This window comes from Novosphingobium sp. NDB2Meth1, from assembly GCF_900117425.1.
GTDB lineage: Bacteria > Pseudomonadota > Alphaproteobacteria > Sphingomonadales > Sphingomonadaceae > Novosphingobium.
In genome coordinates, this window is sequence record NZ_FPEH01000012.1 from 461,152 (window position 1) to 483,196 (window position 22,045).

Genomic DNA, 22,045 nt, shown 5'->3' on the forward strand with positions numbered 1-22,045 from the left:
GCGCCATACCTTGACGCGTGTCCAAAGCGGAAGATGATAGATTGCAGTTGAGAGTCAACAGCCATTTTCGCAATTGCAGCATGCTGCGCATTGGACCGTTGCACCTGTGACAAAAGCTGCACATGATGGGGCATGGCGAGGTCGCGGCACTAACTATGGATATAGGAGATCCTGGCGTTTCGAGAGGGTCGCGGTCCGCGCAGGCGGACTTGCGCGCGGCGCTGGATGTGGCGGCGGAACGTGTTGAAACCGAACCCGAATTTGCACTTGCAGAAGCCGAACGCGCCTTGCGGGCGGTGCCGGGTTTGCCGCCCGCGCTGTTCGTTGCGGCGCAGGCGCTGCGGCGGCTTGGGCGGCCGGCGGAGGCCTCGGCGCGGCTTGCGCTGATCCCCGGCGGGGCGCGCCGACCGGCGATGGTGCTGTGGGAACAGGCGCAGGCGGCGAGCGCGGCAGGGCTCGCCGAGGCCGCGATCGACGCGCTGGAGGCGCTGACGCGGGTGCAGCCGGGCGTGGCGAGCGGGTGGTTCCTGCTGGCGAGCGAACTGCGCAAGGCAGGGCGCGCGGAGGATGCGTGGCGTGCGGACCTTTCCGCCGTCCATGCCGCCTCGCGCGATCCGGAATTGCTGCAGGCGGCGGCGGCGATCCATGACGGCAAGTTGGACGAGGCCGAAGCCTTGCTCCGCGCGCGCGCGAAGCGGCTGCCGGATGATCCTGTCGGCACGCGGATGCTGGGCGAAGTCCACTGGCGGCGCGGCGACATGGCCGAGGCGCTGCGGCTTGTGGAGCGGGCGGTGGCGCTGGCGCCGGGCTTTGATCTGGCGCGGGATTTTTTGGTGCGACTGCTGCTGCAGGTGAACCGTTTGCCCGAGGCGCTGGGCCATGCCGAGATGCTGGCGCGCAGCCCGGTGGGTGGTTCGGCGGCGAAGCTGGTGCTGGCCTCGGTGCTCGTCCGGCTCGGCGATCAGGAGCGGGCGCGGGGCATCTATGAGGACTTGTTGAAAGAACAGCCCGACCAGCCGCTGCTGTGGCAGAACCTGGGCCATGTGCTCAAGACGCTGGGCGAGCAGGGCGAGGCAATCGCGGCCTACCGCGCGGCGGTGGAGCGCCGGCCGACGCTGGGGGAGGCGTGGTGGAGCCTTGCCAATCTCAAGACAGTGAAGCTGGGCGCCGAGGACGTGGCCGCTATGGAAGCGGCGCTGGCGGCGCTAGCGGGGGAGGCGGGGCGTGACGAGGATGTGTTCCATCTGCATTTCTCGCTCGGCAAGGCTTACGAGGATGCGGGCGATGCCGCGCGGGCCTTTGCGCATTACGACAAGGGCAACCGGCTGCGGCGGACGCTGATCCGCTATGATGCGGACCTCTTGAGCGCCGAGGCGGGGGCGGCGGCGGCGACGTTTTCCGCGCCGTTCATCGCGGCGATGGGGGAGGGCGGGTGCACGGCGCCGGACCCCATTTTCATCGTCGGCCTGCCGCGCTCGGGCTCCACGCTGGTCGAGCAGATCCTTTCGAGCCACAGCGCCATCGAAGGGACGATGGAGCTATCGGAAATGATGACCATCGCCGCGCGCTTGCAATCGCGGGTGGACGAGGGCGAATTTGCCGATTTCGCGGCGATGGTGCGCTCGCTGACGGCGGGCGACCGGCTGCGGCTCGGCGAGGAATACATCGAGAAGACGCGGGTCCATCGCAAGACGGGGCGCCCGCGCTTTACCGACAAGATGCCCAACAACTGGCAGCATGTCGGGCTGATCAAGCTGATCCTGCCGAATGCGAAGATCGTCGACGCGCGGCGGCATCCGATGTCGTGCTGCTTTTCGGGCTGGAAACAGCATTTCGCGCGGGGGCAGACGTTTACCTACGATCTGACCGAGATCGGGCGGTACTACCGCGATTATGTGCGGCTGATGGCGCATTACGACGCGGCGGCGCCGGGGGCGGTGCACCGGGTGATCTACGAGCGGATGGTGGCGGATCAGGAGGCGGAGACGCGGGCGCTGCTCGCTTATCTGGGGCTGCCGTTCGAGGAGAGTTGCCTAGAGTTCCACCGCAACACCCGCGCGGTGCGCACCGCGAGTTCGGAGCAGGTGCGGCGGCCGATCTACACCGATGCAGTGGAGCACTGGAAGGCCTTCGCGCCGTGGCTCGGCCCTCTGGAGGAAGCGCTGGGGGATGTGGCGGTGTGTTATCCGGAGGTGCCGATGGGGTGGTGAGGGGGGGTGGGACAATTCCGCCGATTGACGCTGCGATTGGGAACGTCCGGTTACGCTGACACCGGCCATTAGTAGATCTCCCTGTCGGCCGCGCCAGCCAGATGCAACAATGGTGATTAGCGGTGCGAACGATGAATGACGCGGGCGCGATCTCATGGCAGAAAGATGCCTTCCCGCCGAGCGCGGACGGTTAGGGTAAAGGAATGGCATGGCCGCGGGACCAAGCAACGACGAAATCATGGCTGCGATCAATGATTCGGGCTATCTCTTAGAGCAGGAGGTCGCTACCCAGCTTGAGCAGCGCGGACTCTACGTGCGCACCAATGTCGCCTTCGAGGACCCTGAGGAGAGCAAGTCGCGCGAAATCGACGTCGTCGCGGTGAAGCGCACCTCGTTCGACGAGGTGGCCAAGCTTGCCGCTTTTGTCGAGCTTCTGGTTGAGTGCAAGAACAGCGCGAACCCATTCGTGTTCATCGCCCGGCCAAAGAACGCAGCGGACCGCCACCATTCCCCTGAGGAGTTCCTATTTCCCTACCGTTACGAGATGAAGAAAGAACTCGGGCCCGGCAAAGGCATGACCCGCCAGGTCAGTGCATTCCACCATCTCGGCTTCGACCAAGTGTTCGAAGCGCACGTGCGCCCATGGAAGGCGGTGCAGTTCTGCCGGATCGACCGCAAGGGTAGTGGCTGGCATGCCAATCACGGCGGTCTATACGATGCAATCTTCTATCCGATGGCAAAGGCGCTAAATGCGCGGCGTAAGGCGGTGCCGCAGTCTTCGCGCCCGGATGAGTGGCGCTACACTTGGCTATTCTTCCCGCTGGTCGTGACCTCGGGCGATCTGTTCCTCATCGATGCCACGGCCGAACAGCCCTCCCCGATCTCTGTCGACCACGTCTCGTTCCAGCGCGAGCTCAAATCCGGCAAACTGTCAGGATCGTTCATGGTGACGTTCGTGCGGCAGCAGGCCTTAGAAAGCTTCCTCGCGGATGTGGTCGATCCCCTCGCGGCCTTGTCCGCAGACCTAATCGAGCAGCGCCAGGACTTCCTGAAGACAACCACGCTGCCTTGGGCCGATTGACTTGACATGAATTTGATCTCGCTCATCCGCTTCAACGTGATCGCCGCCTATGCTCCCCAGTGTGTAGGTGGATCTTAGCCAAGCGCTTTGATGAATCGATCACTGCTGACAGCGGTGCGCCGAACGGCCCCTGTGCAAAAAACACCTCCAATTTAAGCGGCGGGGTGTCAGCAGCATTAGATTTGGTTGACGTATTTAGCCTAGCAAACCCTCGCGCTCTAAGACCGACCTAACTTCCTCGAAACAGGCGCCAATGTTCCCAGCCGGAAAGCGAATTTGCCCCAACCCCTGAATGTTGCTGAATTCATTGCAGCCTTCTTCCAGTACCACAATCGCTTTAGTAAACCCGAGGCGTCCCTGAAATAGGCCGACCTCGTGAATAACATTCATCCGGGCCTGCATGCCGCCCTCCGCAGTTTCGTCCTCCGCCGTCATAATCATGAACGCAACGGCGGCGGATTCCAGCATCTCCACCAACCGGGCCTGATTGGTGACGCCAGCCACCGGTACCCGGTTGAATTCGTCCCACGGGAGTTGCAAGCGATCCTGGATGAAGTCTTTGAGCTCTCGCCATAGCGGTGATCTACCGTGTCCAATGAAGACGCTCGTTCCTATACGAGCGTCGCGCACTTCTTGGCGTGACTTTCGCTGTACGTGAGACGCAGCTTGTCGGGCTATTTTGGCAGCAGCCGCACATACAACGAATGACTGGCGAATAGATTGGCTTTCGGCCTTTATTATCATGTGTGGCGGAACTTGCATCCCTTGGCCGAGCACTATGGTATCTCGGGTCATTTTCTGGCCCTTAGGACACCAATGATCCAAAATTTCACTTGGAGTAAGCAGTTGCAAATCCTCAAGGTCGGTGAGGAGCTTGGACAAGTACGTGTCGTGACCACCGGTGTTTTCCGTCAGCAGTATTGACCGCATTTCAGAGGTGCATTCCTGAAAAAGTTCCCCAGCGAGCTCAGAGCGTGCCGCAACGGCAGCCAAGTCTGGGTTTCCGGCCTGGGTTCGTATGTGATCTAGGATGGCTTCGCTCTGAAATTCGCGCCACTCGCCAACGCTGCCCAGAGAGGTAAATGACATGTCCATGAGGCCCCATTCCTGGCTGAAATGCGCACCGGGCGGGGGAGCCTTTAAGCCAGCGTAGTAGACCCTCGCATGATATCCCAGCCAAGAGCCTGAGAATGCCCGCCCAACAGCAACAGCGCATTCATCCAGCCGCTCAAGCGCTGGCCCTGCCGCCTCAAGATCAGGAGAGCGGCTGGCCTCATCCAATCGATCAGAAAGGGCGAAAAGCTCCTGGGCCGCCGTCATGCTTGCACTCCAATCCACGTTCGAACAAATGCAGTCAGTTCAATGGGCCAAATACGTACCCCTTGTCGTTGAATAATCTGCGAAGTGAAAAGCGCCAAGGCAGTCTTCTAAAATCACCGCTTCACCACTAGGCGATCGAAGGAAATGACAAGCAAAGTCGCAGGCGATCGGCCAGGCCGATGAACCGACAGAGTGATGATTCGAAGGCAGCTTTCGAAAAATATATCAGGTGATAGTAAGGGCAACAATTCAGCAACCCGCCAGACAGCCTGATGCAGGCTGAAAGACCGCTCTTGTCAGATTGCGACGTTGGGGCCGCCACCGGCGAACGACGCATTCTGGTCGACAGCGGCCGCCCCCCCAATCCCCCTACCGAAACGCCACCTTCACCCCGCCCCAGATCGTGCGTGGGGTGCCGAGGTCGATCGAGCCGCCGGAATTGCGGGTCACCACCAGTTCGCCCGACAGGTTCTCGCCGCGCAGGACGAGGCTGAAGGGGCCGATGATGTGCATTTCGGCGTAGGCGTCGAGCGTGGTGGCGGGGGGGAGGATGTCGGTTTCGAGGTCGTCCTCATATTGCGCGCCGGTGTGGCGCAGGGTGAGGGCGAGGGTGGTGCGGGGCGTGGGGCGCCAGGCGGCGGTGGCGCTGGCGGCGTAACGCGGGGTCTGGGCGGGGCGCTTGCCGTCTAGCGCGGTGCCGGGGGCTTCGACCTTGGCGTCGGTATAGGCGAAGGAGCCGCTGAGCGAGAAGGCGCCCAGCTTGGCTTCGGCGCCGAGTTCGATGCCCCTGGCGTGGACGGCATCGACATTCTGCCGCTGGCGCAGGTTGGGCGCGATGGTGACGTTGGCGATGGCGTGGCGCACCTTGTTGTCGAAGGCGGTGGCCGAGACGCTGAGGCCCGGCGCGGGGCGCCAGTCGATCCCGCCTTCGAAGCCGCGCAGGCGTTCGTTCTCCAGCGCGGGATTGGCGCGGGTTACGATGGGGAAGACGGTGAACGAGCGGTAGAGTTCGTTGAGCGTGGGCTGGCGGAGGCCGGAATAGGCCGATCCGCGCAGCGAGACGCCGCCGCCGAGCGCCACCACCGCGCCGCCGCGGAAGCTGCCGGTCCAGCCTGCGCGGTCGGGATAGAGCGTGGTCGTGGTCGTGCCGCCGCGGGGCGTCTGTTCGAACAGGCCGCTGCGGTTGGACCAGCGGTCGGCGCGGGCGCCGGCGGTGAGGATCACCGGGCCGAGCGTCCAGTCGTCCTCGATGAACAGGCCGAGATCGCGGTTGGTGCCGCCGGCGCGGCGCTGGCCCGAGATGCGGCCGGCGGTGTAGACGTCTTCCTGCGTTTGCCCTTCGGCATAGCGCCAGTCGGCGCCGAAGCGCAGGACGTGGGCCTTGCCGAGGGGCGGGCGCAGTTCGAGCTTGCCGCCGATGCCGGTGGAGGGCGTGGCGCGCTGGTCGAGCGTGGGGAGAAAGGTGCGCGCGCTGATCACGACGTTGTTGAAATCGCGGCTCTGGACATAGGCCAGTGCATCGAACTGCCACGCGCCGCGGCCGACGAGGCGGAGGCTGGCGTCCTGCCCGCTGGCGGCGGTCTCGGCACCGGCAAAGCGCAAGGTGCGGGCATCGTTGAAGGCGGCGACGCGGGCCTGCAGTTCGATGTCGCTGGTGAGCGGGGCGACGGCGCGCAACGACGCGGACCAGCTTTCATAGCGGGCGCGGACGCTGGCGGGGACGCGCTGGTCGGCGGGGGTGGTCCAGAAGCCCTGTCCGCGGTCCCAGCGGCCAGAGGCGACGAGATAGCCCGCGCCGAGCCTGGGGGCGAGGGTGGCGGAGAGTTCGGTCTCGCCGCGATCATCGACGAGGGCGCGGCCGTTCAGCAAGCCGAGCTGATCGGGGCCGGCGCTGGTGAGGTCGATCGTGCCCGCGACCGCGCCCGCTCCGAACGCGCCCGAGCCGCCGCCGCGCGTGACGCGGGCGGATGCGAGGCGTTCGGGCGCGAGGGCGGAGAGCGGGACATAGCCGAAGAAGGGATCGGCCATCGGCACGCCGTCGAGCAGCAGCACGGTGCGGCTCGTGGCATTGCCCCCGAGCGAGCGCAGGGTGATGCCTTGGGCGGAGGGGTTGGAGGCGCGGCTGTCCGAGCGGCGGAACTGCTGGAAGCCGGCGGCGGCGGAGAGCGCATCTTCGAGGCGGCCCGAGGCGGCGACGGCGAGGCGGTCCGCGTCGATATCCTGCACGTCGTAAGCCACGGCAGCGGGGGCGGCATCGAGGCCGCGTCCGGTGACGACGATCTGGTCCGGCGCGGCTTCGTCGGCGCGGGCGAGCGAAGGCAGGGAAGCACCGGCGAGCAAGGCGATCAGGGCGGTTTGGCGAAGACGGCGGTGCACGGTGCGATTGGCTTTCGTTCGGATAGGGCGGGGCTGGCCGTTGCCGCGGCGTGCCCCCCTGTCAAGGGGGCGGCCGGGCAGGCGTTGTAACCGGTGAAAGGCGGCGCGCGAACTGGCTGGCGTACCAAAGCACCAAGAAAGCCCTTCGATGTCGCGCTCGCCTTCTTCCCTCCGCCGCCTTGCGGCGATTGCCCTGCCGCTGGGCCTTGCCGGTTCGGCGCTGCTGGCCGGCCAATTCATGACCATTGACGCCCAGGCCAATGCCGCGGCGGCGCCGCGCGCGGTTGCCGCCGCGACGCCCGCCGCGCCGGTGCTGGTCGAGCTGTACCAGAGCGAGGGCTGCTCCAGCTGCCCGCCCGCCGAGGCCTATCTCAACGGCATTGCGGGGCGCGCCAATGTGATCCCGCTCGCGTTCGAGGTGACTTACTGGGATTACCTGGGCTGGAAGGACAAGTTCGCCAGCCCCGCCTATACCCAGCGCCAGCGCGATTTCGCGGCGCGTTCGGCAAGCCACGAAGTCGCCACGCCGCAGTTCTGGATCAATGGTTCGCAAACTGTTGTCGGCGCCAATCCGCGCGGGGTGGAAGCGGCGATTGCTGCGGCGCGTTCGTCGGCGCCGGTGCCGAGCGTGGGTGCGGACAGCGTTTCGATCGGCAAGGGCGCGGCGCCTGCCCGCCCGGCCGATGTGTGGCTGGTCCGCTATGATCCGCGCACGATCGATGTGCCGATCAAGGCGGGCGAGAACGGCGGGCGCACCTTGCCGCACAAGAATCTGGTGCGCGAGCTGACCAAGCTCGGCACGTGGAACGGCGGCGCGGCGCGCTTCGCCTATGCGCCCGCGAGCGGGGGCTTGCGCAATGCGGTGTTCCTGCAGGACGGCCGCGGCGGCGCGGTGCTGAGCGCGGGGACCGACGCGCGGTAGGGTCGCCAAGCCTCGCTACTGATAGGCCAAGGAATTGTGCCTGCCCGAGGCCGGGCGGCTGAGGCAGGTTCATGCCTTGACCGCAGCGAGGCAGGCCATGATCGATCTTCCCCAGACCCTTCCGCCAATCGGGATCGGCGAGGAGGCGGCCCTTGCGCTGCTTGGCGGGGCAGCGATGGACCGCCGTGCCGATCTTGCCGCGCCCGATGTGCTGGCGCATATGGATCCGCCCTCGGCGGAGGTCGCGGCGCGGATGGCCTACCTCGTCGCGCAGGCGAACCAGAACCTGCTGCACCCGGCGACAAGCCCGTTCGCGACGCAGGCCGAAGCGCTGGTGCTGGGCTGGATCGTGCCGACCTACGGCATGGCGTGGGGCCAGTTCTGCAGCGGATCGACGCTGGCCAATCTCACCGCGCTGTGGGCGGCGCGCGAGGCCGGTGCGCGAAAGGTCGTCGCGTCGGCGGAAGCGCATATCTCGGTGCCCAAGGCGGCGCGCATTCTGGGCATGGACTACCACGCGGTGCCGGTGGGCGAAGAGGGCAAGCTGATCCGGGACGCGCTGCCGGATCTCGCGGATGCCGCGCTTGTGCTCACCGCCGGAACCACGGGGCGCGGCGCGATCGACGAGCTCTCGCCGCTGCCGGCCAAATGGCTGCATGTCGATGCCGCGTGGGCGGGTCCCTTGCAGTTCACAAAGTACCGCGACCGGCTCGCCGGGATCGCGGCGGCGGACAGCATCGCGATCTCCGCGCACAAGTGGTTCTTCCAGCCCAAGGGCGCGGCGCTGGCGCTGTTTCGCAATGTCGATGCAAAGGCATTGATCACGTTCACTTCGTCCTACCTCGCCCGGCCGAACAGCGGGGTGGAGGGGACGCGCAGCGCGGCGGCGCTGCCACTGCTGGCGACGCTGCTCGCGTGGGGGCAGGCGGGGCTTGCCGAGCGGATCGAGCGCTGCATGGCAATCGCGGAGGACCTGGCGCAGCGTCTGGACGCCGATCCGCGCACCGAAGTGAAGCAGGCGCCGGAGAGCGGCGTGCTCAACTGGCGGCCTGTTCAGGCGGATCCGGCGGCCGTCATCGCCGCGCTGGAGGGCACGAGTTCGGCCTTCACGATCGGCGAAGGCCTCTGGGTGCGGCAGGTCGCGGCCAATCCCCACGCCGAGGTCGATGCGATCTGGTCGCGCATCGACGCGGCGCTGGCTATGGGGACTGCGCCATGACCCTGCTTCCCGGCACCGACCATATCGAGACCGAACGGCTGCTGCTGCGCCGGATGGACGAGCGCGACCTTGCGTTCATGATCGGGGTGCATGCCGATCCGGTGGTGGCGCGCTATCTCGGGACGGGGAATGCGCGCACGCCCGCCGAGACCGAGCAGTGGTTTGCCGATGTGCTGGAGAGCTATGCCATCGCCAGCCTCGGGCCGCTGATCGTGACGCGCAAGGCCGATGGCAAGCGGCTCGGGCGTTCTGGGCTCAGCGACGGGGTGCTGGAGCTGCAACCGGAGCCGGGGCGCTTGCGGCGCATGTGGTTCTTCCGCAAGCAGGTGCCGGAGGGCGTCGCTTTTGAGATGCAGCCCGAGCTGGGCTATACGTTCGCGCGGGAGAACTGGGGGCAGGGCTATGCCAGTGAAGCGGCGCGGGCGGTTTCGAACTATGCGCGCAGCCAGCTTGATCATCCTGCGATCATGTCGGTGATCCACCCGGATAACGTGGCCTCGCGTTCGGTCGCGCTCAAGTTCGGCGTGCGCCATGCCGATGATGTCGAGATGGCTGGGCGGACCTATCAGCGGTTTCTCTGGCCCGGCATCGGTGCTGATTAGGCGCTGGCGGGTTCGGCCAGCGGCGCAAGCAGCCGGGCCAGCGCGGCGCGGTCTTCCTCTCCGACGCGGGCGCCGAACGCTTCCTCGATCGCTTCGGCATAGACCGGCCACATGGCGGCGCGCATGGCGAGGCCTTCGATCGTCAGCTTGAGGGTGTGGCCGCGGGCGTCATCGGGGCAGGGGGTGCGTTCGAGGAGGCCCGCCTTCACCATGCGGTCGAGCAGGCGCGACAGGGCATATTGCTCGAGCCCGAGGGCTGCCTGCAGATCCCGCGGACGCCGGGCACCGCCGCGCTCGAGCGCGAGCAAGACATCATACCACTCGGGCGGCGGCAGGCCGAGCTTGCGCAAGGTATCGGCGCAGTGCCGGCTGGCGAGGTCAGCGGCGCGGAGCAGGCGGGTCCACGCGAGGAGTGTGGTGGCGGCGGGCATGACCATGGCGGGCGGCGCTTTCCATGCAATTGCATGGGGAAGTTGATGCACTCGCATGGAAAAGTCCATGCAAGTGCAACTACTTACGGTCCGCTCCCCGCCGGTCTCCTGCGGCTCGGGGCCGGTAAGCATCTGCTCGCGCGCGGCGCGCGGGTCGCCGGTTTCGAGCTGGCGGTCGAGCCGGGTGGTGTCGCGCAGGCGGAACAAGGCTTCGGCGCGGGTGATCGCCTCGTTGCTGAGCCCGGCATTGTCGAGCGCGGCAGAGGCCATGGCGATGGCGGATTCGAGCGTTTCGCGCACCACCAGCGTGACCGGGGCATCGCGCAGCTTGATGACGGCGCGGCGATCGAAGGCGCGGACATAGACGGCGGCGCGCGGGAAGGCTTCGTGGACGGCGGCAAGCATCGGCGTGTCGAGCTGGTCGCCGTCGATGCAGAACAGGATCATCTCGGCGTCTGCCGCGCCGGCCTGCCGGAGCATGTCGATCCTTGTGCCGTCGCCGAAATAGACCTTGGCGCCGAACGTGCCCGCGACGTCGATCATCTCGACATCGGTGTCGATCAGGGTGACGCTGATGCCGGCGGCCTGCAGGACTTGGCCGACGGCCTGCCCGAAGCGGCCATAGCCGACGATGAGGGCATTGGCGCCGTCGTTGCTCGGCCCTTCGCGCGTCCCCTGCGGGGCGGCCTTGGGATCGGCGCGGAAGCGGCGGGTGGCCATCATCAGGAACGGGGTGGTCGCCATCGAGAGCGTGACCACTGCGCCGAACAGGCTGGCGGCCTCGGGTGCAATGAGGAGGGCGTGGCTCGCCTGCGCGAACAGCACGAAGCCGAACTCACCGCCCTGGCTGAGCAGCAGGCCGAGCGCCAGCGCGCCGCGCCATGGCACGCCGAACAGCCGCGCGAGGGCGAACATGACCGCGGCCTTCACCGTGATCAGCATGAGCGCCATCGAGATGACGAAAACCGGATCGCGGGCGATCGCGCCTAGATCGAGCAGCATGCCGACCGAGAGGAAGAAGAGGCCGAGCAGGATCGAGCGGAACGGTTCGACATCGGCTTCGAGTTCGTGGCGGTAGGGGCTGTCGGCCAGCATGACGCCCGCGATGAAGGCGCCGAGGGCAGTCGAGAGGCCGAGGAATTCCATCACGGCTCCTGCGGCCATGACAGTGAACAGCGCGGCGACGATGAACATCTCGCGCTCGCCGAGATTGCCGATCAGGCGGAACAGCGGGCGGATGAGGAAACGCCCGGCAGCAACCAGCCCGGCAATCGCCCCGACCGTTTCCAGCGCGAGCAGCCAGCCCGGCGGGCCGCCGACGTCCGCCGGATTGCGGCTGAGCGCGGCGATGATCGTGATCAGCGGGATGATCGAGAGATCCTGAAACAGCAGGATCGAGAACGCACGCTCACCGAAGCGGGTCTTGAGGCGGCCGGAGGACTGCAGCATCGGCAGCACCTGCGCGGTGGAGGACAGCGCGAGCGGCAGGCCCAGTGCCAGCGCGGCGGCGGGCGAGAAGTTCGTCGTCAGCAAGATCGCGCCCGCGAGGGCGAGGCCGGAGATCGTGACCTGCAGCAGGCCGAAGCCGAGAATGTCGCGCTTCATCTTCCACAGCTTGCTGGGATCGAGTTCCAGCCCGACAAGGAACAGCAGCAGCGTGATGCCGAGTTCGGCAAAGCCTAGCTTCTGCTCCGCATCGCCGACCATGCCGAGCACGAAGGGGCCGAGCACGGCGCCGGCAATGAGATAACCCAGGGTCGCGCCGAGGCCGAGGCGGCGGAACAGCAGCACGAAGGCCAGCGCGAAGCCGAGCAGCAGGAAGCCGTCGTGCATGATGGAGGCGGGATGGGGGCCAGATACTTGGGGGGTCACGTCACGGTTGTCGGGCCTCGCGCCGCCGAGGTCAACCGTGCTCGGTAACCGCCAAGGCGGATCAATCCTATTGACACCAGTGTAGACAGCATGGTTCCTTCCCGCTCGAACCACAAAGGGAGAGTTCCATGTCCGTTGCCGGCAAGTATGAATGCGTGACCCGTTCGCCGATGGGTGATCAGACCTCGATCCTGACTGTCGAGGTGGATGGCGCCAGCTTCAGCGGCAGCAATTCGGGGCCGATGGGCAACATGGAAATCACCGGCGGGACGGTCGATGGAAACACGATCAGCTGGTCGAGCAATATCACCGTGCCGATGCCGATGAAGCTCGATTGCACCGCGACGATTGATGGGGATTCGCTGAACGGCACGGTGACGGCCGGCATGTTCGGCAGCTTCCCGATGACGGGCAAGCGCATCTGAATTGCGTGCGGGGGAGGGCGTTCCTCCCCCAAGCCTCAAGCCCGCGTGCGAACGCGCTTGAACGTGCCGGAGAAGGCCATCGCCGGCTCGCCGTCAGCCGTGATCAGGCCGCGCGCGAAGACGAGGCTGTAGCCGGCGCGGATCACTTCCCCGCGCGCTTCGAGCAATTGCCCGGCGCGGGCTGGGCCGACAAACTCCGAATTGAACGTGACGGTGACGCCGCTCATTTCTTCGCCGGTGGCGCTTGCGATCATGAACAACGAAAAATCGCCGAAGGTCATCAGGCAGCCGCCGTGGATGCTGCCGTGTGCGTTGCAGTTCTTCGCGCGCGGGCGGAACCCGGTGACCAGACCCTGTTCGTCGCGGCGCACGTAGAACGGGCCGACATCGTCCTCGAACGGATCGGCGCCCGACCAGTGATACCAGCCCGCCCACTCCGGATCGGCAGCAGGTTCGAGTTTGCCGGTGAAGGGCGGCGTGTCGGTCGTCATGCTTTTGGCTCGTCTCTCTCGCGTTTGCGGATGCCCTAGAACAGGATGCGGGCCGCGGGAAGGCACCCGCGTCAAGCCTGCGGAACAGCGCACCTCGTAAACATCCTGTACCAAAATTGCACTTTTCCGGTTGTATCGGCGGGGCAAGTGTGATTCTGTCGTTTTGATGAAACGCCGCCGGTCATCCCTCAAGCTGCCTCGCGAGAGCATGGCGCAGAGCTTTGCGCTCGTTGCGTTGCTGCTGCTTGGCGCAGTGGCGCTGGCGGGGCCGAGCGGCGTGCTCGCCTGGACCGAGAATGCGCGGCTGCTCGAGCAGCGGCAGGCAGAGGTGAAACAGCTTCTGGCCGAGCGCGACCGGCTGCGCAACCGTGTCGCGCTGCTTGATCCGCACCATGCCGATCCCGATCTGGTCGGCGAACTGCTGCGGTCCGATCTCAATGTGGCGCATCCGGACGAGATCGTCATCCAGCGCAAGTGATGCCGCGCGGCATCGGACACGCGATCCTTACGGAGCTCCGCTTACCATGACCGTCCACCACGGGCACGATGACGACGACTTCGGCGAAGACGAACTTGGCGGGGACGGCAAGATCATCGTTCCCGAGCATGTGCAGGACGCGATCCGCACGCTGATCCGCTGGTCGGGCGATGATCCGGAGCGCGAGGGCCTGCTCGATACGCCGCGCCGCGTGGCGCGGGCGTGGAAGGAATATTGCCAGGGCTATGGCGAGGACCCCGCTTCGCACCTCGCGCGCCAGTTCGAGGAAGTCGGCGGCTACAACGAGCTTGTGCTGCTGAAGGACATCCCGTTCCAGTCGCACTGCGAGCACCACATGGCGCCGATCATCGGCAAAGCGGCGATCGCCTATCTGCCGCGGCACAAGGTGGTGGGGATTTCCAAGCTCGCGCGCGTGCTCAACGCCTATGCGCGGCGGCTGCAGATCCAGGAGCGGCTGACCGCGGAAGTCGCCACCTGCATCTGGGACAACCTCAAGCCGCACGGCGTGGCGGTGGTGATCGAGGCACAGCACGGCTGCATGACCGGGCGCGGGGTGCGCACGCCGGGCGTCGGCATGGTGACGAGCCGGCTGATGGGCACGTTCCTCGAGGACAATCGCAGCCGCAAGGAAGTGCTCAGCCTGATGGGCTATTGATGGGGAGAGGATCTGTGCGGACCATGCGGGAATTTCCGAAGCTGGCCGCAGCGTCGCTTGCTCTTGCGGCGCCGATGGCTTCGGCGGCACCTGCCATCCCGCCCGCGATCTACACCGATCCTCCGGCCGATGTCGCGCATCCGGCGCGGATGGAGGTGTTCCATGTTCCGAGCGGCGGAGTGGAGATCAACGGGGTCGGTTATCTGGCGGCAGGAGCAGGGCCGCATCCAACGGTGGTGATCTGCCATGGCTTGCCGGGTAATGAGAAGAACCTCGATCTGGCGCAGGCGCTGCGGCGGCGGGGCTGGAACGCGATCACCTTCAACTATCGCGGCTCGTGGGGCAGCCCCGGCACGTACCGGTTCGGGCAGAACCCGGAGGATGCGCGGGCGGTGCTGGCCTTTCTGCGCGCCAATGCCACACGCTATGGCATCGACACCCAGCGCATGGCGATGGTGGGGCACTCGATGGGCGGGTGGGTGACGGCGATGGCGGGCGCGGAGGAGCCGGACTTGCGCGCCCTCGTCCTCTATTCGGCAGCCAACATGGGCAAGAAGGGCCAGCTTTCGCAAGGCGACCGGGCCAAGCTGATCGCCGAGAACAGCGAGACGCTGAACAGTCCGGCGCAGGCGCTGGTCGACGAACTTGGCGCCCATGCGGCCGAGTGGGATTTCGTGAGGCGGGCGTCCGCACTCAGCGCCACACCGCTGCTTGTGTTGACCTCCAATGACGGACTTGCCGCCGACGGTGACGAACTTGTCGCGGCGGTACGCAAGGTGGGCGGGACCAGGGTCCGGACGGCGCATGTCGCAACCGATCATGGCTGGTCCGATCACCGCATCGATCTGGAAGCGCGGGTGATCCGCTTCCTCGAACCGCTGCTGGCGAAGTGACGGTGCTGGTCAAGCGAGGCCGCGCGCTGATCATGCTGGCGGGAGCTTTGCTGCTCCTGCCGACCGAGAGGGCGTGGGCGCAGTCGGTCGATGGAGGCGTTGAAGCGGCCAGCGACGAGGTGCGCGCCGGGATCAGCTGGAGCGGGGCGCGGGCTTCGGTTTCGGCTGACGGGCGGCTCGATCTTGGCCCGCTTGATGCGTCAGTGCGCGTGGCGGCGCTGCGGGGGGCTGCGCGCCATGGCGGGGCGGACGCGGTCGCGGATGTGGCGGCGGGGCGCGATTGGGCGCTGGGTGCGGTGACCTTGCGGACCGAGGTGGTCGGCCATCTGTTTGCCGGGGCTGCGCAGCGGATGGATTTCGCCGAACTGGTGCTGGGTGCGCGGTACGGCCTCGGCCCGCTGCGCGTGGCGGCGACCGCGTGGTTTGCGCCGCGCCAGAGCACGATCGGCGGCGACAATCTGCATCTGCGGGTGGGCGCGGATGCCGGATTGCCGGGCCTGCCGCTCACCGTGCTGGCAAGCGTGGGCTATTCGACCGGCAGCGGTAGTGATCCCCGCGCGGCGCGGCTCAGGCCCGGCGGAGACTATGCCGACTGGAAGCTGGGCGCGGAATACACGCGCTGGCCGCTGACGTTCGGGCTGGACTATGTGGGCAACAGCATCGCGCCGGAGCGGATCCGTGTGACGCCCTTTGCGGACGCTGGCGGTGTGAGGGACCGGGTTGTCGCGCGGGTCCGCCTTGCGTTCTGAGCGAGTAGTTCAGTCGATCATTGATCCAGCTTTTATAGTCAAATCCGATCACTGAAATGCGGTTTACTCGCTTCCGCCCCTAAGCACCTGGGCGTAGCTTTGCTCCATCGACAACGCGATGGAGTCTCTCCCCATGAACATGCAGACCGGTGACGCAGCGAGTGGTTGCCCGGTTCACAAGGGCGCCTCGCGCGCCCTGCTGGGCCGTACGAACAAGGACTGGTGGCCGGAAGCGCTGCCGGTCGACATTCTCCATCAGAACGGCGTTTCGCCCGATCCGTCGGCCCCCGGCTTCGACTATGCCGAGGCGTTCAAGGCGCTCGACTATGCGGCGCTGAAGGCCGATCTGACCGCGCTGATGACCGACAGCCAGGACTGGTGGCCGGCGGACTATGGCCACTATGGCCCGTTCTTCATCCGCATGGCGTGGCATGCGGCAGGTACCTATCGCACGGCGGACGGCCGTGGCGGCGCGAACAGCGGGCAGCAGCGGTTCGCTCCGCTCAATTCGTGGCCCGACAACGGCAACCTCGACAAGGCGCGGCGGCTGCTCTGGCCGATCAAGGCGAAGTACGGGAAGCACATCTCGTGGTCGGACCTGCTCATCCTTGCGGGCAATGTCGCGATCGAATCGATGGGCGGACCGGTGTTCGGCTTCGGCGGCGGCCGGGCCGACATCTATGAGCCCGAGCGCGATATCTACTGGGGCCAGGAAGCGAAGTGGGTCGATGCCGAGGAAACGCGCATCCAGCCCGAGAAGCAGATGGACCTCGAGGATCCGCTCGCCGCGATCCAGATGGGGCTGATCTATGTGAACCCGGAAGGCCCGGGCGGCGTGCCCGATCCGCTCGCTTCGGCGCGCGACATCAAGATCACCTTCGCGCGCATGGCAATGAACCTTGAGGAGACCGCGGCGCTGACGGCGGGCGGCCATACCTTCGGCAAGGCGCATGGTGCGGGCGATGCCGCGCTGGTCGGCCCGGCACCAGAAGCGGCGGACATCACCGCGCAGGGGTTCGGGTGGCTGAGCACGCATGGCAGCGGCAAGGGTGGTGACACGATCACCAGCGGCATCGAAGGCGCGTGGGTGAACACGCCGACCCAATGGTCGGAGAACTACTTCCGCCTGCTGCTCGACTATGAGTACGAACTGGTCCGCTCACCTGCCGGTGCGCAGCAGTGGCAGCCGATCGGCCAGCGCGAGGAGGATATGGCCCCGGCGGCGCATGATCCGAGCCTGCGCGTGCCGACGATGATGACGACGGCGGACATGGCGCTGAAGGTCGATCCGGAGTTCCGGGCGATCTCCGAGAAGTTCCGCAAGGACCATGCGGCATTCAAGGATGCCTTCGCCCGCGCGTGGTTCAAGCTGACCCACCGCGACATGGGCCCCAAGGCGCGCTACCTCGGCCCCGAAGTGCCGGCGGAAGACCTGATCTGGCAGGATCCGGTGCCGGCGGGCCGCATGCCGCTGGAAGGCGAGATCGCCGCGTTCAAGGCGGCGATCCTTGGCGCGGGGCTTGCTCCTGCGGCGCTGATCAAGGCGGCCTGGGCTTCGGCCTCGACCTATCGGCGGACTGACCATCGCGGCGGTGCCAATGGTGCGCGCGTGCGGCTCGCGCCACAGAAGGACTGGGCGGTGAATGATCCGGCGGAGCTGGCGCAGGTGCTCGGGGTGATCGAGAGCCTCCGCGGGAACCTCTCGGTGGCCGATGCCGTGGTGCTGGCGGGTACGGCGGCAGTCGAGGCGGCAGCGAGGGCTGGCGGCTACGATGGATCGGTGCCGTTCACCGGCGGCCGCGGCGATGCGAGCGAGGAATGGACCGATGCCGAAAGCTTTGCGGTGCTGGAGCCGCGTGCTGACGGGTTCCGCAATTACCTCGCGGCCAAACACTCGGTAAAGACCGAGGAGCTGCTGATCGACCGAGCTTCGCTGCTTGGTCTTTCGGCGTCGGAAATGGCGGTGCTGGTGGCGGGGCTGCGCGTGCTCGGCGCCAATCAGGGCGGGAGCGATCTGGGTGTGTTCACCGACCGGGTGGGCGTGCTTTCCAACGACTTCTTCGTCAATCTGCTCGACATGGGCACGGCGTGGAGCGCGGTGGAGGGCAGCCACGAGGAGCTGTTCGTCGGGCGTGACCGGAAGACCGGCAATGTGAAGTGGCGGGCGAGCCGGGCGGATCTCGTGTTCGGATCGAACAGCCAGCTGCGCGCGGTGGCGGAAGTCTATGCCGAAGTGGGCGGGAATGCGAAGTTCGCGGCCGACTTCATCAAGGCCTGGACCAAGGTGATGAACGCGGACCGCTTCGATCTGGTCTGATCAGCCTGCCAGGGTACGCTGGAACAGCCGCCTGATCAGCCACGGCTCGAGCAGGCGGCCCAGCACATAGAGCGCCGCGAAGATGCCGGCGAAGACATAGGCGGTGATGGGCGAGAACCCTTCGTTCTCCTCATCATCGCCTTTCTTCTTGTCTTTCGCGTCCTTCTTCTCGTCCTTCGGCTTCTCCGGAGCGGGTGCGCCGAGGAACTTGTCGATCGGGTTCAGCTTGATCTCGCCCTGCTTGTCCTTCTTCGCCTTTTCCTTGGCGATTTCCTCGGGCGTGGGCTTGTCGAGCGTGCCGAGAAAGACGGTCAGCTGGCTGATCGCGAGGAACAGCAGCGGCGCGAGGAAGCAGTAGAGCAGCGCGCGGCTGACGAGGTGGTAACGCAGCGTGGGGCCCTGCTCGCCGGGCTCGATGCGCAAGGTGCCGCTGTCGACCACCGAGAGCGGATCCTGCGCCAGCTGGTCGCGCTTGGTGACCAAGACCACATCGCCCATGCGCGCATGGACCGTGCCCGCATGCGCGAAGAGCGGATCGAGGCGCGCGAAGGCCTCGTCGGTGGCAAGATCGGCGGGGAGGGGCACTTCGCCGCGGATGTGCCAGATCCGCTGCATGAGGCGCAGGATCGCAGGCGCTTCGGCGGGGGCGGGGAGGGTTTCCATGCCGGAGGCGCTCAGCGAGGTCACGCCGCCCTATTCCGCCGGAACCGCGGTGGGGTGATCACCGAACATCGGCTCGCGGACCCCGCGCTCCTTCCACGCCTTCCAGCCTTCGGTGAAGGGATAGAGCATCTGCTCGCGGATCGACATGCGGCGGCCGCCTTCCATGCCGAGCAGCTCCGCCTCGCCATCGATGCAGGTGCCGAACATCCGGTCGATCACGATGAACCAGTTGCTGTAATTGCTGCGTGTCGATTCGAAATCCTGCGAGTGGTGCAGGCTGTGATGCTCGGTCGTGTTGAACAGGAAGCGCCACCAGCGCGGGCTGTCAAAGCGCACGTTGATGTGCTGGTACGCGCCGATCGACATGCTGATGGCGCCCGCAAGCAGAAACGCGCGGGGCAGGAAATCGAACAGGCCGCCGATGCCGAGGCCGATCAGGAACAGCTCGAGCGGATTGCCGACCGCGCCTTTGTGGACGTTGAGCTGGGTGATATAGTGGTGCACCGAATGCGGCAGCCACAGCGGGTACCAGTTGTGCATCCCGCGATGCATCCAGTACTGGCCGAGATCGAAGATGAACAGGCTGAGCAGGGCCTGCACCAGCAGCGGCAGGCCGGTGAACCACGCGAACTTGTCGAAATCGAACGTGCTCTGGAGCGCTTCGATGATCGCGTCGCTGCCGATGTAGTTTTCGACCAGCTGGACGCAGGTAGCGGATATGCCGACGTAGAACAGGTCGGTCGCCAGTTCCTTCCATGTGATCTGCCACGACTTGTGGCGCGGGTTCACGAATTCGAGGATCTGGAGGAAAATGCGAAAGCCGATGCCGATGCCGATGGCGGTCGAGAACTTCGCGATCGAGTTGGGTGCATAGTACCAGAACGCGATCATGCCGAACAGGACGGCGGGCTGGAACCAGGTGAAGAACAAGCGCTTGAAGGTGCCGCCTTCGACCTTCGGGATGTTTTCCCAACCGATGGTGACGGGCGACTGGGTCCCGACAATCCGCTTTCCGACTCGAATACCGTCCATCATGCGTCCCCATGGTGCGGTGCAGCGTCGGGGAGGATGGCAAATATTTGACAGTCGTCAAGCCCGTAGAATCGGGCCTTTGGGGCTAATAACCTGCCGCAGTACCGCGCCGTATGCGCTGCACTGCGGCATGAGTATTACGAAGTATTACGTCACAGGTTCTCGAGCACATACTCGGCCGAGGAGACCTTGAAGTCGCCCGGGGCTTCGACGTGGAGCTGTTCGACCGTCCCGTCGTTGATGACCATCGCGAAACGCTGGCCGCGGATGCCGAGGCCGAAGCCGGTGCCGTCCATGGTGAGACCGAGCGCCTTGGCGAAATCACCGTTGCCGTCCGCCAGCATGGTGACGTCGGCCGAACCGGCGGCGGCGCCCCATGCCTTCATCACGAAGGGATCGTTGACCGCGGTGCAGGCGATCTCGTCCACGCCCTTGGCGCGGATTTCGGCGGCCTTTTCGACGAAGCCCGGCAGGTGCTTGGCCGAGCAGGTCGGGGTGAAGGCACCCGGAACCGAGAACAGCGCGACGCGCTTGCCGGCAAAGTATTCGGCGGACTGCACCGCATCGATGCCGTCGGCCGTGGCTTTCACCAGCTTCACGTCAGGCAGCTTGTCTCCAACCGCAATCGTCATGGGCAAGGATCCTCTTTTGGTGTGTTGGTCTGTGCGTTGATGCGCAGAGGCCGATATAGGCGCGGTGTGTGACAGCGCAACCATTCGGAGGCGGGACGGTTGCAGAGCGTGATATAAAGACTTCTTTATATCCGGATTGCGTATTGGCGAGAGGCCCGCTAAGGGGACGGCATCGGGGCTGTCCTTCCGGCAGGCCTGTTCGTTTGATTGCAATCTTGGAGACTGTCTCGTGGCCAGCGTGCTTGAAGCCCAGAAGGACTATGTGATCGCCGATATCGGCCTGGCCGACTTCGGGCGCGCCGAAATCAGGATCGCCGAGACCGAAATGCCCGGCCTGATGGCGCTGCGCGAGGAATTCGGCCCGTCGCAGCCGCTCAAGGGCGCGCGCATCACCGGCTCGCTCCACATGACGATCCAGACCGCCGTGCTGATCGAGACGCTGGTGGCGCTCGGCGCCGAAGTGCGCTGGGCGACCTGCAACATCTTCTCGACGCAGGATCACGCTGCCGCCGCGATTGCCGCGGCCGGTATCCCGGTCTTCGCGATCAAGGGCGAGAGCCTGGCGGAATACTGGGACTATGTCGGCTCGATCTTCGACTGGGGCGATGACGTGACCGCCAACATGATCCTCGACGACGGCGGCGATGCCACGATGTTCGCGCTGTGGGGCGCGCGCGTCGAAGCGGGCGAAAAGCTGTTCGAGCCGAGCAACGCCGAGGAAATCGAGTTCGTGCGCGCGCTGACCGCGTTCCTCAAGAAAAAGCCCGGCTACCTCACGCAGTCGGTGAAGGCCATCAAGGGCGTCTCGGAAGAGACCACCACGGGCGTCCACCGCCTCTATCAGATCGCCAAGGACGGCAAGCTGCCGTTCCCCGCGATCAACGTGAACGACTCGGTCACCAAGTCGAAGTTCGACAACCTCTATGGCTGCAAGGAATCGCTGGTCGACGCGATCCGCCGCGCGACCGACGTGATGCTGGCCGGCAAGGTCGCCTGCGTCGCGGGCTTCGGCGATGTCGGCAAGGGTTCGGCCGCCTCGCTGCGCCAGGGCGGCGCGCGCGTGATGGTGACGGAAATCGATCCGATCTGCGCGCTGCAGGCGGCGATGGAAGGCTATGAAGTCGTCACCATGGAAGAAGCGGTCAAGCGCTGCGACATCTTCGTCACCGCGACCGGCAACGAGGACGTGATCACCGCCGACCACATGAAGGCGATGAAGCCGATGTCGATCGTGTGCAACATCGGCCACTTCGACAGCGAGATCCAGATCGCGGCGCTGTCGAACTACAAGTGGACCGAAGTGAAGCCGGGCACCGACCTCGTCGAATTCCCCGATGGCAAGCAGATCATCGTGCTCGCCAAGGGCCGCCTCGTGAACCTCGGCTGCGCGACCGGTCACCCGAGCTTCGTGATGAGCGCCAGCTTCACCAACCAGACGCTCGCGCAGATCGAGCTGTTCACCAAGAGCGAGCAGTACAAGAACGAAGTCTACGTGCTGCCCAAGCACCTCGACGAGAAGGTGGCGGCGCTGCACCTTGCCAAGCTGGGCGTGCAGCTTTCGAAGCTTTCGGAAAAGCAGGCCAGCTACATCGGCGTTTCGGCCGAAGGTCCGTTCAAGCCGGATCACTACCGCTATTGAGCCTTCGCCCGCTGCGG

19 protein-coding genes and 1 pseudogene are annotated in these 22,045 nt (G+C 65.9%); 12 read left to right on the top strand and 8 right to left on the bottom strand.

Annotated features, from left to right (window positions below; translation table 11 throughout):
- Window positions 1-155 precede the first annotated feature (155 nt).
- Complete coding sequence (locus tag NDB2M1_RS06700; protein WP_072380701.1) at window positions 156-2,210, top strand: tetratricopeptide repeat-containing sulfotransferase family protein; 2,055 nt, start codon at window positions 156-158, stop codon at window positions 2,208-2,210.
- A 208-nt stretch (window positions 2,211-2,418) separates the two neighbouring features.
- Complete coding sequence (locus NDB2M1_RS06705) at window positions 2,419-3,291, top strand: hypothetical protein (protein WP_072380703.1); 873 nt, start codon at window positions 2,419-2,421, stop codon at window positions 3,289-3,291.
- 195 nt (window positions 3,292-3,486) lie between these two features.
- On the opposite strand, the gene NDB2M1_RS06710 is transcribed toward NDB2M1_RS06705, so the two are convergent.
- Both NDB2M1_RS06710 and NDB2M1_RS06715 read right to left on the bottom strand, forming a co-directional pair.
- Window positions 3,487-4,611, bottom strand: a complete 1,125-nt coding sequence (locus NDB2M1_RS06710) for a TIR domain-containing protein (RefSeq protein ID WP_072380705.1) — start codon at window positions 4,609-4,611, stop codon at window positions 3,487-3,489.
- Window positions 4,612-4,980: 369 nt separating this feature from the next.
- Window positions 4,981-6,987, bottom strand: coding sequence for a TonB-dependent receptor plug domain-containing protein (locus NDB2M1_RS06715; RefSeq protein WP_072380707.1), 2,007 nt, complete (start codon window positions 6,985-6,987; stop codon window positions 4,981-4,983).
- 148 nt (window positions 6,988-7,135) lie between these two features.
- On the opposite strand from NDB2M1_RS06715, the gene NDB2M1_RS06720 reads away from it, so the two are divergent.
- The 3 genes from NDB2M1_RS06720 to NDB2M1_RS06730 all read left to right on the top strand — a co-directional run bounded on the left by NDB2M1_RS06720 (window position 7,136) and on the right by NDB2M1_RS06730 (window position 9,730).
- Window positions 7,136-7,909, top strand: a complete 774-nt coding sequence (locus NDB2M1_RS06720; protein WP_072380709.1) for a DUF1223 domain-containing protein — start codon at window positions 7,136-7,138, stop codon at window positions 7,907-7,909.
- Window positions 7,910-8,006: 97 nt separating this feature from the next.
- A complete protein-coding gene (locus tag NDB2M1_RS06725) occupies window positions 8,007-9,128 on the top strand; it encodes a pyridoxal phosphate-dependent decarboxylase family protein (RefSeq protein ID WP_083554698.1) in 1,122 nt (373 codons plus the stop codon).
- A complete protein-coding gene (locus NDB2M1_RS06730) occupies window positions 9,125-9,730 on the top strand; it encodes a GNAT family N-acetyltransferase (protein ID WP_072380711.1) in 606 nt (201 codons plus the stop codon). Before NDB2M1_RS06725 ends, NDB2M1_RS06730 begins: the two co-directional genes overlap by 4 nt.
- Here NDB2M1_RS06730 and NDB2M1_RS23075 read toward each other — a convergent pair.
- Together NDB2M1_RS23075 and NDB2M1_RS06740 are read right to left on the bottom strand one after the other, a co-directional pair.
- On the bottom strand, window positions 9,727-10,293 hold the full coding sequence (locus NDB2M1_RS23075) for a MarR family winged helix-turn-helix transcriptional regulator (protein WP_371328191.1): 567 nt from the start codon (window positions 10,291-10,293) through the stop codon (window positions 9,727-9,729). The genes NDB2M1_RS06730 and NDB2M1_RS23075 overlap by 4 nt on opposite strands.
- Window positions 10,285-11,994 (bottom strand): annotated as a pseudogene (locus NDB2M1_RS06740) (cation:proton antiporter); the annotation flags it as partial. The gene NDB2M1_RS23075 and the pseudogene NDB2M1_RS06740, both read right to left, overlap by 9 nt.
- A gap of 167 nt (window positions 11,995-12,161) precedes the next feature.
- Between NDB2M1_RS06740 and NDB2M1_RS06745 the strand changes: the two are divergent.
- Window positions 12,162-12,458, top strand: coding sequence for a hypothetical protein (locus NDB2M1_RS06745; RefSeq protein ID WP_054123699.1), 297 nt, complete (start codon window positions 12,162-12,164; stop codon window positions 12,456-12,458).
- A 35-nt stretch (window positions 12,459-12,493) separates the two neighbouring features.
- Here NDB2M1_RS06745 and NDB2M1_RS06750 read toward each other — a convergent pair whose 3' ends face one another.
- Window positions 12,494-12,949 carry a PaaI family thioesterase gene (locus NDB2M1_RS06750; protein ID WP_072380713.1) on the bottom strand — a complete coding sequence of 152 codons (456 nt, stop codon included), beginning with the start codon at window positions 12,947-12,949 and terminating at the stop codon, window positions 12,494-12,496.
- A gap of 166 nt (window positions 12,950-13,115) precedes the next feature.
- Here NDB2M1_RS06750 and NDB2M1_RS06755 point away from each other — a divergent pair, with 166 nt between their 5' ends.
- From NDB2M1_RS06755 to katG, 5 genes are all read left to right on the top strand, one after another.
- The gene (locus NDB2M1_RS06755) at window positions 13,116-13,427 is read left to right on the top strand and encodes an FtsB family cell division protein (RefSeq protein WP_072380715.1); all 312 of its coding nucleotides are present in this window, start codon (window positions 13,116-13,118) and stop codon (window positions 13,425-13,427) included.
- Between the two features lie 46 nt (window positions 13,428-13,473).
- Entirely contained in the window at window positions 13,474-14,103 is a 630-nt protein-coding gene (folE, locus tag NDB2M1_RS06760; protein WP_072380717.1) for a GTP cyclohydrolase I FolE, read from the top strand.
- A 23-nt stretch (window positions 14,104-14,126) separates the two neighbouring features.
- Complete coding sequence (locus NDB2M1_RS06765) at window positions 14,127-14,996, top strand: alpha/beta hydrolase family protein (RefSeq protein WP_253185795.1); 870 nt, start codon at window positions 14,127-14,129, stop codon at window positions 14,994-14,996.
- The gene (locus NDB2M1_RS06770) at window positions 14,993-15,745 is read left to right on the top strand and encodes a TorF family putative porin (protein WP_253185796.1); all 753 of its coding nucleotides are present in this window, start codon (window positions 14,993-14,995) and stop codon (window positions 15,743-15,745) included. Before NDB2M1_RS06765 ends, NDB2M1_RS06770 begins: the two co-directional genes overlap by 4 nt.
- A gap of 133 nt (window positions 15,746-15,878) precedes the next feature.
- Window positions 15,879-18,062, top strand: a complete 2,184-nt coding sequence (katG, locus tag NDB2M1_RS06775) for a catalase/peroxidase HPI (RefSeq protein ID WP_072380721.1) — start codon at window positions 15,879-15,881, stop codon at window positions 18,060-18,062.
- On the opposite strand, the gene NDB2M1_RS06780 is transcribed toward katG, so the two are convergent.
- The 3 genes from NDB2M1_RS06780 to NDB2M1_RS06790 form a co-directional block, all read right to left on the bottom strand.
- Entirely contained in the window at window positions 18,063-18,749 is a 687-nt protein-coding gene (locus NDB2M1_RS06780) for a hypothetical protein (RefSeq protein ID WP_253185797.1), read from the bottom strand.
- 6 nt (window positions 18,750-18,755) lie between these two features.
- The gene (locus tag NDB2M1_RS06785; RefSeq protein WP_072380860.1) at window positions 18,756-19,757 is read right to left on the bottom strand and encodes a sterol desaturase family protein; all 1,002 of its coding nucleotides are present in this window, start codon (window positions 19,755-19,757) and stop codon (window positions 18,756-18,758) included.
- 152 nt (window positions 19,758-19,909) lie between these two features.
- Window positions 19,910-20,389 (bottom strand): peroxiredoxin, encoded by a 480-nt coding sequence (locus NDB2M1_RS06790; protein WP_072380723.1) that lies wholly within the window; start codon window positions 20,387-20,389, stop codon window positions 19,910-19,912.
- A gap of 229 nt (window positions 20,390-20,618) precedes the next feature.
- Here NDB2M1_RS06790 and ahcY point away from each other — a divergent pair, with 229 nt between their 5' ends.
- Window positions 20,619-22,028, top strand: coding sequence for an adenosylhomocysteinase (ahcY, locus tag NDB2M1_RS06795; protein ID WP_054123689.1), 1,410 nt, complete (start codon window positions 20,619-20,621; stop codon window positions 22,026-22,028).
- The last annotated feature ends 17 nt before the right edge of the window (window positions 22,029-22,045 follow it).

Bases quoted from the DNA above. Each gene is read 5' to 3' on its own strand.
- NDB2M1_RS06705 (WP_072380703.1), top strand. From the start codon at position 2,419: ATGGCCGCGGGACCAAGCAACGACGAAATCATGGCTGCGATCAATGAT.
- NDB2M1_RS06745 (WP_054123699.1), top strand. From the start codon at position 12,162: ATGTCCGTTGCCGGCAAGTATGAATGCGTGACCCGTTCGCCGATGGGT.
- NDB2M1_RS06730 (WP_072380711.1), top strand. From the start codon at position 9,125: ATGACCCTGCTTCCCGGCACCGACCATATCGAGACCGAACGGCTGCTG.
- NDB2M1_RS06750 (WP_072380713.1), bottom strand. From the start codon at position 12,949: ATGACGACCGACACGCCGCCCTTCACCGGCAAACTCGAACCTGCTGCC.
- NDB2M1_RS06755 (WP_072380715.1), top strand. From the start codon at position 13,116: ATGAAACGCCGCCGGTCATCCCTCAAGCTGCCTCGCGAGAGCATGGCG.
- NDB2M1_RS06765 (WP_253185795.1), top strand. From the start codon at position 14,127: ATGCGGGAATTTCCGAAGCTGGCCGCAGCGTCGCTTGCTCTTGCGGCG.
- NDB2M1_RS06725 (WP_083554698.1), top strand. From the start codon at position 8,007: ATGATCGATCTTCCCCAGACCCTTCCGCCAATCGGGATCGGCGAGGAG.
- NDB2M1_RS06700 (WP_072380701.1), top strand. From the start codon at position 156: ATGGATATAGGAGATCCTGGCGTTTCGAGAGGGTCGCGGTCCGCGCAG.
- NDB2M1_RS06785 (WP_072380860.1), bottom strand. From the start codon at position 19,757: ATGGACGGTATTCGAGTCGGAAAGCGGATTGTCGGGACCCAGTCGCCC.
- katG (WP_072380721.1), top strand. From the start codon at position 15,879: ATGAACATGCAGACCGGTGACGCAGCGAGTGGTTGCCCGGTTCACAAG.
- NDB2M1_RS06720 (WP_072380709.1), top strand. From the start codon at position 7,136: ATGTCGCGCTCGCCTTCTTCCCTCCGCCGCCTTGCGGCGATTGCCCTG.
- NDB2M1_RS06710 (WP_072380705.1), bottom strand. From the start codon at position 4,611: ATGACGGCGGCCCAGGAGCTTTTCGCCCTTTCTGATCGATTGGATGAG.
- NDB2M1_RS06790 (WP_072380723.1), bottom strand. From the start codon at position 20,389: ATGACGATTGCGGTTGGAGACAAGCTGCCTGACGTGAAGCTGGTGAAA.
- folE (WP_072380717.1), top strand. From the start codon at position 13,474: ATGACCGTCCACCACGGGCACGATGACGACGACTTCGGCGAAGACGAA.
- NDB2M1_RS23075 (WP_371328191.1), bottom strand. From the start codon at position 10,293: ATGCTTACCGGCCCCGAGCCGCAGGAGACCGGCGGGGAGCGGACCGTA.